The following is an 8984-nucleotide window of genomic DNA, read 5'->3' on the forward strand; positions in this document are numbered from 1 at the left end:
CCATGGGTTTTATCAACCGTGCGTTCCGTTTCCGGTTTTGGAAAATATCCTTTAAAATATAGGCAGGAATCTGACCAGGAATTTTCTCTTGAAGCGCATGACCCGCCTTTTCTGTACTAATCAGTAGCTGTACGCTGGGCCGAATGTCATTATCCCCCAAGAAAAAGTCCAGCAGCTCATACAACGGAATCTTGCGAAGCAGACTGGAACTGATAATAACGGTTTTCAAATGTTGCCCAATGGGAGGACGATTTGTCCGCAAAGAAATTTCTCTTATCATTTCAAAAACAGAATCTCCTGTTTCCGTAATATTAAAAAATTTTTTGGCTTGTGGAGAGGAGCTGTTGGAGCCGCCGCTTTCCTCTGGAATGACAAATTGAAAGGTTCCTGTAATTAACTCCTTTTTGGGATAATCTCCCCCTTCCTGATTAATTTGTTTTTCTTGCGAGGATTCTTCCGCTATATCCAAAGCAATACCTGTCTCCAGATTTAGATCCTCCACTGGGGAACTGCTCCAGCAACCTGAAAGTGTACAGCACATCAGAAGAGCCATCAATCCGAGTAATCCTGACTGGACACGAACACGATTCATGAGCGTGCCCCCCTCCAGTACGAAATAAGCAACAGTGGCAGTGGAAGTAGCGCGAATAAAGCGAACGCTACATTCCCGATGACCGTTCCAAAAGAAAATAGCTCATTCAGGTTTTTCGGAATTTGGGACAAGAGGTAGATGAGCGGAAGCAAAATGAACAACATCTTGGAATAAGAGCTATTCAAAATTTGAGAAACTCCGAGCGAAGCACAATAAAAAGCAATACTGAATGTCGCAAAAATCTGCATGATCCAAATGGTCAACAATAAGGACTCGAACCGTTCTAATAACAGATATTCCACTTCAAAGCTGCGGGCCAAATCTAAAAATGGCCAGGTTCTGCTCAAGACCCCTTCCATTGAAAAGGCCCCAATGCACAGGATCAACGTAGCTGTATAAAAAACGACCGCGATCCCAATCGCCAGTCCGATTGCCTTCGTTGCTTTCTCAGGTTTTTCCATCCGACAAAGAATAATCAGCAAGGACTCTGTCCCCGTTAATGTCAGGATTGTAGTCTTGAGCGTTCTAAGCACTGGCATTACCCCCTCCGACAAGACAGGACGCAAGTTATTCAATTCAAAAATATTTAAACTCAGCAAGCAGATCAGCAAAAAGATAGCCGCCGAAACCGGAAATATCAGTTGACATATCTTTCCTAATGAACCCACTCCCCCCATGCATAGGTACAGAGAGAGCCACATAAAAGGTGCTGAAATCGCCCACGCCGGAGTGCCTTCAAGCAGAAAGAACGACGTTACTTCCTCCACAGATCGGATTTCAAATGCGGCTATACAAACAAAATAAATAACAATCAGCATGCCAATCCCTTTGCCAATGAATTTGCCTGTTATTTGCTGAACATACTGGTAAAAGGTGCTTTCTGGAAACCGCGAGCTTAGTTTGACTATAACCCATCCGAAGAGAAAAGTGGCCACCCCTGCTAAAATGACAGATATCCACGCATCCGGTGTTTTTGCAGCTTCAGTTGCTACTCTTGGAAGGGTAAGCAACCCGGCAGCCAGCATAAAGCAAACCACAATTGCCGTTGTCTGTAACGTTGTAATCTTATCCGCTTTTTTCCCACGGGCCATCTTGCTCCCTCCTGTGTTGAGCTCATCCTTGTCGCTTAGGGTCTTTATGCTTCAAAAGAATGGGTCTGTTTTTCATAAATTGCAACGGTGCTCGTATGAAGTAATCTTTCCAGTCTTTGAACGAACGGGGGGTCGTTAGACTAAGAAACGGAACTCCAAAGCTGTGTAATTTAACCATATGAATACTCAGCATCAGAAAAAACATGATCACGCCATACAAGCCAAAGATAGACGCCGTGAACATGGCTCCAAAGCGCAGAACACGCATGGAAATGCCAGCGCTGTATACAGGGGCGGAAAAGGAAGAAATCGCCGTGACTGCCACCACAATAACGAGAATCGGGCTTACAATCCCGGCGTCAACAGCGGCTTGTCCAATAATCAAACCTCCGACGATGCCCATGGCTGGTCCAATGGGTTTGGGGAGCCGAAGTCCTGCCTCGCGTAAAATCTCAATCGAGGTTTCCATAATCAGGGCCTCAATCAGCGTCGAAAATGGAACTCCCTGTCTCGCACTGATAATGGAAATGACCAGCTTGGTTGGAATCAATCCGGGATGAAACGAGATGAAGGAGATATACAGCGCCGGGGCGAATAGTGATATGAAAGTTGCCATAAAACGAAGAAATCGAATCAGCGACCCCGGTAGCCATCGTTCATAGTAATCTTCAGGAGACTGGAGCATCATCCCGTACGTTACAGGCATAAGAAGCGCAAAAGGTGTACCGTCCAGCAGAATCGCTACACGTCCCTCTAGCAATGCAGCCATGACTCGATCTGGTCTCTCCGTATTTTGAATTTGCAGAAATGGGCTGAGAAAATTATCCTCAATAAGCTGCTCTACATAGCCCGACTCCAGTACCTCATCCATATCTATCGTTTGGACCCGCCGCTTCACCTCATCTACAAGCTCCGGGTCGGCAATATCTCTGAAATACACTACCATCAGCTGTTTTTCCACTCTTTTGCCGACTTTGAAGGAAGACATAGCCAGTTCCGTACTTTCTCCATGTCTGCGCAGCATCGCTGTATTGTCGCTGAGTGTCTCTGTAAAGCCGACTCGTGGTCCGCGCAGCACCGATTCCGATATCGGGTCTTCCACCCCTCGTGTACTCCCTTTGGGCGTACCCAGTACAAAAGCACCGGGTATGCCCTGAATCATGAGTATGACTGAACCGAACAGCACCTTTTGCAAGGAAAACTGTACCTCTAACGTATACTCTGTCTCCGATACCAGAATGACCTGGTGAACAATCATATCCCGAAGCTCTTTTCCTCGCGGAAGCTCTTCCCTTTCTTGCCCGGAGCTGCCCCAATCCATCAGAGGCTTTAAAATGTTCTGGTCCATGCCAACCTTGTCCGTTAATCCATCTACAAAAAAAAGTGTGCCTTCAGCGTTCAGATTATCCAGAAAAATTGCTCGTTCGTTCACGTCTGCCATATCCGTGACTGCCTGTCTGATTTTGGCTACATTGGCTTCATAATCTTCAGTAAAGGTCCCCTTTGCCTTCTCTGCCTCACTTATAGACGGGTTGTGATCTGCCTGCTCCGAACGGTCTTCTTCTTCTAGCAGCTTCAATCGCTCCTTGCGTCTGCTTTCCCGGCCATCCAGCGCTTTAAGTTGTCGTACTGTCAGAAAAATAATCAAAGGGATGATAAATAAAAAGAGGGCTTCCACCCACACATTCCATTTGGGCACATGAGTTCCGATGACCTTCCACACGTTCATTCCTCCTTGAATTCCACCCGATTTGTATATAGATTTACCTGGATTAGAAAAAAGATGCATGAAAGATGGACCAGATGGAATAAATTTCTTTGCTCACAAAAGGAATAAAAAGGTGAATTTGATAGATGAACTGTATTGCAAAAGTGGAAATCCATGATAATATCTATTCATTCTATGACTAATGTCACAAATTTGTTGAATTCGTGGTCCATTATTCGAATCTAAAAGGAGTTGTAGGTATGAAGAATCATTTTTTGAAAAAAACCGCTGTATTGAGTCTGCTGGCGGTCATTTTGTTAGGAGGAACGGCAATCAGTCCCAAACAGGCTCAAGCATCGCCCGAGCCTTATATTGGGGAAATTACGATGTATCCGTATACGTACGCTCCTAAGGGCTGGATAAAATGCGAGGGTCAACTCCTGGATATTTCTCAGAATTCAGTATTATTCAGCCTGCTGGGCACTAATTTTGGCGGTGATGGAGTGCGTACATTTGCATTGCCTGACTTGCGCGGAGCTTCCCCGTTGCCGAATGTAAACTACTACATCGCTACCGAGGGGCCATACCCTTCCCGCCCATAATATGAATACATCAATAAGTGTGCTATTTAATAAAGAAGAGGTGATAGCGTGCTCGAAGGCAATAGCTTCACACGCAATAAGTTAAAACCCTACCGTGTGCTGGTTCCACTCATGCCATTGATCAGTGGTGCGTTCCTGTTCATAGGGACGAATGAAGCCCATGCTGCCGGTTGGGAAAATGTAGTGTTTAACAAACCAACTACATCCAGCGGTTACACCCAGCCCTATGATCCCTCCAGGGCTGTGGATGGGTCAGTCGACCCGACAAGCCGCTGGTATCAGGCAAGCAATGGTGAAAAATGGATCCAGGTAGATCTGAGAGACTGGTATATCGTAGATCGATATGTTGTTACAGGTATGGGTGTCCATTATGGATGGAACGATCAACGTGATCCATACAGTTTCCGATTGCAGACGAGCAGCAACGGATTTAATTGGGCGACTGTGGATACCGTGCAGAATAATGGGAGTTCTAATTTTCAAAAAAGCATTCCCCCTGTAACTGCACGATACCTGCGATTATATATTGATCAAGGAAATGCAAGAAACAATCAATGGGCTTCGATCATGGAATTCGCGGCTTATGGGGAGCGATTACCCGTTCCACAGGCCCCGGGCCATTTTACAGGTATTAAAAATGGAAATACGGTGGAGTTAAGCTGGGATGCCGTTCCTTATGCAACTTCCTACAAAGTCGTGCGTGATGGTATAACGCTCTACACAGGCAGCCTAACCCAATTCATAGACACTTCAGCATTGCCGCCAGGTGAAGCAGTTTACACAGTTCAAGCCGTGAATGCTAAAGGGGAGAGCACTCCCTCAGAAGTCAAAGTGAACATACTTACCGATGCAGAGAGAGTTGCACAGGCAAAAGCTGCACTTGCTCTAAGTCTCGCACCTGGAGATACGGTGGAATCGGTATCCCAAAAGCTGACCCTGCCACTCACTGGGTTGAATGATACGACGGTGAGCTGGAGTTCGGATACTCCTGACGTTATTACGAACGAAGGAGCTGTAATACGCCCGCGGTACGATCTGGGTGATCAAAAGGTAAAACTGACAGCAACGATTGCAAAAGGAACCGCCTCGGATACCCAAACTTTTGAAGTTACCGTTTCGAAGATGACTGCTCAAGATACATTGAATCAAGCAGCAGATATCCTATCGCTTGGCGATTTGTCTGCGGTACAAGAAAATGTATCTCTCCCTTTATCCGGTTATGGCGGAGTGCAGATCGAATGGTCCTCGTCCAAACCTCTTGTCATTGCAGCAGATGGAACACTCACCAGACCTTCCTACAGTAGTGGAGATACCGACGTTACCCTAACGGCCACCCTGCAACTTGCAGGCTTAACGAAAACAAAGGATTTTACTGCACACGTACTGCGTCTGCCGATGAGCGACACTGAAGCCGTGAACGCAGCATACAGAGCACTTGAACTACCGCTAACGACAGTAACCGGAGACGTATATTTGGCAAAGGATGCTCTGAATGGTGTTCAGGTGTCATGGTCGTCGAGCCAGCCGCAGTTCCTGGATCATACTGGACATGTCACCTTCCCTACCTACGTACAGGGCGATCAGACCATCACGCTTGAAGCGATTGTGTCAAGAGGTGGGATTGAGCTTCGAAAAACCTTCAGCCTGCTCGTACCCGCATTGCCCGTAAGCGCTGATGAAGCAGTGAATTTGGCGGCAAAAACACTAAATCTGGATTACCCGGAAGGGATTAAGGATTCCATCACCCTGCCTCGTACAGGGGCATTCGACACCCAGATCGACTGGTCTTCGGATCGACCAAATATCCTCAGTGACAGTGGTCAGGTGAATCGGCCTAAATATACAGACGGTGATATGAATGTACAGTTAATTGCTATGATTTCTAAAGGTATAGCTTCTGTCCAAAAAACATTCACGATTACCGTGCTGAAAGCATTGCCGAATACACCTTATGTACGACTGAACGGCAGTAATCCAATTGTTCTGGAAACCGGGGATAGCTTCACTGATCCAGGAGCCAGCGTACTGGACAGTGTATACGGCAATATTCTGATTCCCGATCTTTCAGGTATCGGCAATGTCGATACGAATGTACCTGGTGTATACGTATTGAACTATACTTATAGCGACAATGGAAGTTGGACTGCAGAGCCGGCAGAACGCCGTATAAACGTGCTGCCCCGTGCTGTTGCAGCCGCAGCAGGCGATGAGGACATTGCCTCTGTGATCGTCACAGGCGCTTTACCGAACGCACGGCTTGAACTGTATAATGCTCAGCAGGAGCTTATAGCGGAAGGAATCGCTTCGAGTGAGGGAAAATATACATTTACACCAGTACCCGAAGGAGCCAGCTACTATGTGCTACAAAACGTAAATGGCATGAAGAGCGCGCCCTCTGGGCTAGTGTCTCCACAAGGATTAACCGCGCAGCGTGTCGCGGATTCCATCACAAGCATACCTGCCCCTACAACAAGTGATACAATGCTTATTCTGCCTGCTGTACCCGATGGCTTCCGTGTGACCATCAGCAGCAGTAGTCAACCAGACATCGTGCGTACAGACGGAACTATTTTTCAGAGAGACACTCCTTCCGTTGTCACTATAATATTGGATGTCATGAAGGCAAGCGATGGTTCTCATGCTTTGACGCAGGCCATAAAAGTCATCGTCCCTGCTAAAGTGACTGTGGACACAGGCAAGTCTAACAAAGATAAGAATGAGGATCAGGATCTGTCTGCTGGCGTACAACAGATCGTTTTTTCAGAGCAAGGGAAAGCTGTTTCCCTCTTTGTTCCTTCGCCGGCATTTCTGGATGAACAGATTCAACAAGCACTGCGCGAAGGCAAGGCATACGCTGACATTCGTTTGGAGCAGGAAAAGCAAATGAGCCGTGTTCTCCTGACTCATTCTGTACTGAATAAATGGGAGCAGATTGGAGCTTCGGTGATCTCCCGTTATGGAACACTGATGCTATCCAGTGACACACTAACCAGCATGGCCGCCTCAGGTCAGCAGGACGTGACCATTTCATTTCAGCAGGCAGATCAGCAATTCCGAGATTGGGCTGAGCAACAATCCAACCTGAAGCTGATAGGAGCGGCTGTAGAAATTAAAGCTAACGTGACAGGGACTTCGTCCATCGTTCTGCCGCTGGATAGCGAATCTTCAAGTGAATTGCAGAATGTAGAACCCCAATTCTCTATTCTTGTGATGTATGAAAATGGCGAGCGCGAGATTCTAAAGGGCACTGCTGTGATAAATTCACAAGGGATTTTGTCGGGTGTGAGTCTGAATACACCTCGGTTAGGTACCTTCGCTGTTGCCGTCTCTACGGACGCGTCTCAGGTTGATCAGACCGATGTACAAAATGACCCAATCCATTCGTCAGATTCGCAAGAGCCAGCTCAAGTGTGGCCGGACCTACAAGATCACTGGGCAGCGAAGTCCCTACAATCTCTTGCAGCCAAAGGCTGGATGCAGGGCTATAAAGATGGCAACATGCGCCCTGAGCGTGCGGTAAGCCGCGCAGAATTTGTAGCCATATTGATCAGGGGTTTAGGAACTACTGGAGACGAAAGCCTGTCTACCTCATTTACAGATATGAAGGGGCACTGGGCTGGATCAGCCGTGGATGCCGCTCACCGTCAGGGATGGATTCAAGGACTAACCGCTCAGACGTTCGGACCTGATGAAAGTCTTACGCGTGAACAGGCGATGGTGATCCTGTCACACGCGATGCAGAAACAGACATCCGTTTCCAGCCCTACTGGACTGCAATCTTACAAAGATGATCAGCTGATTGCTTCCTGGGCTTCCACAGCATTCGAAAAAGCCATAGGTTCGGGTTGGATTAGCGGGTATCCTGATGGAACACTCAAACCAAAAGCCGCCATCAGCAGAGGCGAGATGGCTGAACTGCTGGTACGAATTTTCAAATAAATCTGTCGAAGACGTATAATCTAATAGACTACACACTAAAGCGCGGTCCCAGGCTATTTGGGGACCGCGCTTTTTGTTATCAATATTTTATTAAGCTTTGCTTGTGTATTCACCCTTTTCGCTTCAATAAATATATTATGAATATCTGTAAAACGGGGCGATTAACCATCTGTCACCTCTACAGTAGGAAGAATGAGGAGGAGATACTTGAGCATGAAACATAAAAGACCGTTCAGGTTCAGTGGTGCTTCAAAAAAAGACGAGGACTGCAAACCACCAAGAGATAATAGAAGTATCGAAGCGCTTCTCAAGCTTATTCATGAATTGACCTCGATCGTCCCACTTGTATTCGCAAACCCTTCTGCGGCTAATGTATCTTTATTGCAACAGATTTTAAGACAATTGCTGTCTCTGGCGAAAAGTTTAAGACTTAGAAGCGGGGCTAAGGCAGATTTACTGGCGGCGTTGGAACTTGCTATTGTAGCATTAGAAGCCACACCTTTCTCTCCGATCAGCGTAGGTACTACATTACAGCAACTGCTGGATGCCCTATTGTCCATCGTTCTACAGGAATCCCTCAATTCAACTCTTAAAGACAGTTTAATCCGTGCAATCAGAACTGCGGGTACGACGGTTAGCAACGCACTAAGTGAACCGTATTTGTCAGGGGAGCCCGGCCCACAAGGGCCTCCGGGACCTGTGGGGCCTGGTGGTGCGCCTGGTCCAGCAGGTGTGCCGGGCCCACCAGGACCTCCCGGACCTGTGGGGCCTGGCGGTGCGCCTGGTCCAGCAGGTGTACCGGGTCCACCAGGACCTCCCGGGCCTGTAGGGGCCGCTGGACCTATCGGAGCTGAAGGGCCTGCTGGGCCTGCCGGGGGTGTAACAGGCGCCACGGGCGCTACGGGCGCTGATGGTTTGGTCGGACCCGCTGGAGCCACAGGGCCGACTGGCGCTGATGGACTGCCAGGCGCAGTTGGTGCGGTCGGGCCCGCTGGAGCCACTGGACCGACTGGCGCCGATGGACTGCCGGGCGCGGTTGGCGCGGCCGGGCC

At 48.0% G+C, this 8984-nt stretch carries 6 protein-coding genes; 3 read left to right on the forward strand and 3 right to left on the reverse strand.

Going from position 1 to position 8984, the window contains the following annotated elements:
- The 3 genes from KSP24_RS24845 to KSP24_RS24855 all read right to left on the reverse strand — a co-directional run.
- Nucleotides 1-592 (reverse strand): Ger(x)C family spore germination protein (locus tag KSP24_RS24845; protein ID WP_483311495.1); only part of this gene is annotated, 592 nt, incomplete at its 3' end.
- Complete coding sequence (locus KSP24_RS24850) at nt 589-1683, reverse strand: GerAB/ArcD/ProY family transporter (RefSeq protein ID WP_040102182.1); 1095 nt, start codon at nt 1681-1683, stop codon at nt 589-591. The genes KSP24_RS24850 and KSP24_RS24845, both read right to left, overlap by 4 nt.
- Nucleotides 1684-1705: 22 nt before the next feature.
- Nucleotides 1706-3406 (reverse strand): spore germination protein, encoded by a 1701-nt coding sequence (locus tag KSP24_RS24855; RefSeq protein ID WP_216977116.1) that lies wholly within the window; start codon nt 3404-3406, stop codon nt 1706-1708.
- A gap of 245 nt (nt 3407-3651) precedes the next feature.
- On the opposite strand from KSP24_RS24855, the gene KSP24_RS24860 reads away from it, so the two are divergent.
- The 3 genes from KSP24_RS24860 to KSP24_RS24870 form a co-directional block, all read left to right on the forward strand.
- Nucleotides 3652-3993, forward strand: a complete 342-nt coding sequence (locus KSP24_RS24860; RefSeq protein ID WP_013369306.1) for a phage tail protein — start codon at nt 3652-3654, stop codon at nt 3991-3993.
- 48 nt (nt 3994-4041) lie between these two features.
- A complete protein-coding gene (locus tag KSP24_RS24865; protein WP_216977118.1) occupies nt 4042-7932 on the forward strand; it encodes an immunoglobulin-like domain-containing protein in 3891 nt (1296 codons plus the stop codon).
- 213 nt (nt 7933-8145) lie between these two features.
- On the forward strand, nt 8146-8984 hold an 839-nt coding region (locus tag KSP24_RS24870; protein ID WP_216977120.1), incomplete at its 3' end, for a collagen-like repeat preface domain-containing protein.

Source organism: Paenibacillus sp. AK121 (assembly GCF_019042715.1).
GTDB classification, from domain to species: Bacteria; Bacillota; Bacilli; order Paenibacillales; family Paenibacillaceae; genus Paenibacillus; species Paenibacillus polymyxa_C.

What these genes read in the sequence shown, in the direction of transcription:
- KSP24_RS24860 (WP_013369306.1), top strand. Translation starts at nt 3,652, where the DNA reads ATGAAGAATCATTTTTTGAAAAAAACCGCTGTATTGAGTCTGCTGGCG.
- KSP24_RS24850 (WP_040102182.1), bottom strand. Translation starts at nt 1,683, where the DNA reads ATGGCCCGTGGGAAAAAAGCGGATAAGATTACAACGTTACAGACAACG.